The sequence below is a fragment of the Trichocoleus sp. FACHB-6 genome, from assembly GCF_014695815.1.
GTDB classification, from domain to species: domain Bacteria; phylum Cyanobacteriota; class Cyanobacteriia; order Cyanobacteriales; family FACHB-T130; genus Funiculus; species Funiculus sociatus.
Genome location: NZ_JACJOY010000003.1, coordinates 1 through 2,795, shown reverse-complemented (window position 1 = coordinate 2,795; position 2,795 = coordinate 1). Strand labels below are relative to the sequence as shown.

Here is a 2,795-nt window from a genome sequence, read left to right as displayed (position 1 = left end):
CAAGGATTTCCCATTCTTCATCGGTGAGGTCACTGGAATACGGCATCGGAGCAGGGTGAGACGGCTTTGAGTACCTTAATTTAGGCTCCGTAAGATGTCAAATGGGTTCTATACTCTTTCGCGCTTCCCAAGGGCTACGCCAACGCGCCGTTCAGGGGTTTTATAGTTTGGCGAATGGGTATCTCAATTGCAAACTCTGCTCCTTGTCCGGGTGCGGAATAACAATCTAATTTCCCGCCATGTTTTTCAGTTACAATTTGATAACTGATGGAGAGTCCTAAACCAGTCCCTTTGCCAATTGGCTTGGTGGTGAAGAAGGGATCAAAAAGTTTGGTTCGCACATCCTCTGCCATTCCTTGACCGTTATCCGTTATGCGAACAATTACCCAATTAGAATGACTTAGTTCTGTGGAAATTTGAATGGTACTTGGATTACTTACAATCTCTTGAAAGGTACGTTTTTTATCGGATTCATGCAACGCATCGATTGCATTCGACAGCACGTTCATGAAGACTTGGTTGAGTTGCCCCGGATAGCATTCTACCAACGGTATTTCGCTATAGTCTTTCATGACTTGAATACCTGGATGATCAGAAGTTGGTTTCAAGCGGTTAAATAAGATTAGTAATGTGCTATCTAATCCTTCATGAATATCTACTTCTTTGAATTCTGCTTCATCTAGACGGGAAAAGTTGCGGAGAGATTTAACAATTTCCCGAATGCGCTCGGCTCCTAGTCGCATTGAGGCTAACAACTTGGGAAAATCTTGCCTGAGAAAGTCCAGGTCTATCTCCTCAATCTCATCTTCAATGTTTGCAGTGGAATTGGGATATTCCTGCTGGTAAAGGTTCACCAGATTCAGTAAGTTTTGGGCATATTCTTCTGTATGTATCAAGTTGCCATGAATAAAGTTAACCGGATTATTAATTTCATGGGCTACTCCCGCAACTAATTGTCCCAAACTGGACATTTTTTCGGTCTGAATCAGTTGTATCTGGGTATGTCGCAAATCAGTAAGGGTTTGTGAGAGTTCTGCCGTCCTTGCTTCAACTCGATTTTCTAATTCGGCGTTAGTCTGTTCCAGTTCGTTAAAGGAATCTTGTAACTGAGAAGCCATGTGGTTAAAGGACTGCGCCACCGCATCTAGCTCTTTGATGTTGGTAGTTTCCACCGTTTGGTCTAACTGTCCAGTGGCGATCGCTTCGGATGCTTGGCTCAACTTTAAGATCGGACGAGTAATCCAGCGTGAGGTGTAGATTCCTAAAATCGTTGCTACTGCCAATGCTCCCAGACACAGGAGGATAGTTGTGCGAGTGTTGGCATTAATTTGGGAATTGAAATCAGATTCCGGCACGGTGACAACCACCAGCCAGTCTAACCCAAAGCGATCGCGCCAGGGAGTTACCTGAATAAACTGACGCTGCCCGTTGAATTTCACCTCAATTTCTTGAGTATTTTGCAGGGTTTTGAAATTATTGAATTGTTCTTTTAATTTTTCTGCCACGGCGCGAATCAACGGATCTGAGCTTTCTAGCGCACTAAACCGACTTGTTTTGCCATCGACTTTGTGTACCACTGGTTTAGTGCTGGAACTGCCAATCAGCAAGCCATCGCGTTCCATGATAAAGACTTGTCCGGAAGGGCTAACTTTCAGGTTGCGAAGAAATTCACTCACATTTGTTAGCAGCAAATCTACCATCAGAAGACCCAGCAGATTACCCTTCTGGTCATAAACTGGATACCTAGCGGGGACTGCGACATAGTAATTGATCCCAACATTGGAAACAGTGTTTTGGCTTTCCAGTGCCTTGCCTGCTTCAGCGATTTCTACAGTGCTTGTCTCAAATGTAGAGATCCCAGACCAGCCTGGTCTACGTGTTCTCAGCACTTGTTTATTCCAAAGGTTCGCTAACGGATCGTTTTGATAGCTTTGCACAAGACTGACACGATTTCCCTGCTTGTCAGCGAGATAGTCTGATGCCAGACCGCCTCTGCGGGGATTTTCATAGACGAGGAGATCGACTCCATTTACCCAACGTCCCGCGCCTGATTCTCTGCCATCTGGTAAGGCGCAGCCAATGTAGCTAAGATTTTTAAAAGCTCTGGCTTGACTCCAGAAATACTGCTCACTAGCTTTGGGGTCATTCAGATTCAATCGTCCAGAAGCGATCGCATCTGCATTGATTTGGTTCAACTGCTGTGGCAGTGCCAGATAAGTATCCAAGTGTTCGTCAACCTGTTGACTGGCTTTGTCAATTAGTTGATTGGCTAGGTCATTAACTGCTTTCTGCCCGTTTATAAATGAGAGATAGCCAACTAATCCTACCGCGGCAAATATTTGTAATAAAAAGGGAACTATAAGAATCAGACGCAGGGGGAACTGTTGAGTAGCCTTAGCAGGACGATCTGTTTTGATGTTCAAGGGAGTGGCTCAGCAGAAAGTTTCAAGTAAGTACACAAAAGTAGTCAATCTTACTTTATAGTTCCCGAATGGAGTGGAAAAATACCATTTGAGCTTAAGTTTCAGTAGAAAGGCTTAAACCAGAGCGATCGCAGCTTAATTCCAGCCCAGTTGTCAGAATTGCCTGGTTTCGCTTCAGTCTGCGATTAAGCAGCCTCACTAGCGATCGTTTTTGTGTCTGTGTGCAGTAAAAGCTAAACGATGCGATCGCCCTCACCTGAGAGGATGTCTGAGAAGTGTACTAAGCTAAGCGTCGTAACATCAAACGAATGTTTGCGATATAGATAAAAGCTTCCGACGTCTGCGGCAAAATTTCATAATCCTTAGAGAGTC

General features: G+C 44.4%; 1 protein-coding gene and 1 pseudogene. Both read right to left on the bottom strand.

Going from position 1 to position 2,795, the window contains the following annotated elements; genetic code table 11:
• Window positions 1–134 precede the first annotated feature (134 nt).
• On the bottom strand, window positions 135–2,423 hold the full coding sequence (locus H6F66_RS00150; protein WP_199313278.1) for an ATP-binding protein: 2,289 nt from the start codon (window positions 2,421–2,423) through the stop codon (window positions 135–137).
• A 280-nt stretch (window positions 2,424–2,703) separates the two neighbouring features.
• Window positions 2,704–2,795, bottom strand: a pseudogene (locus tag H6F66_RS00145) (IS5/IS1182 family transposase); the annotation flags it as partial.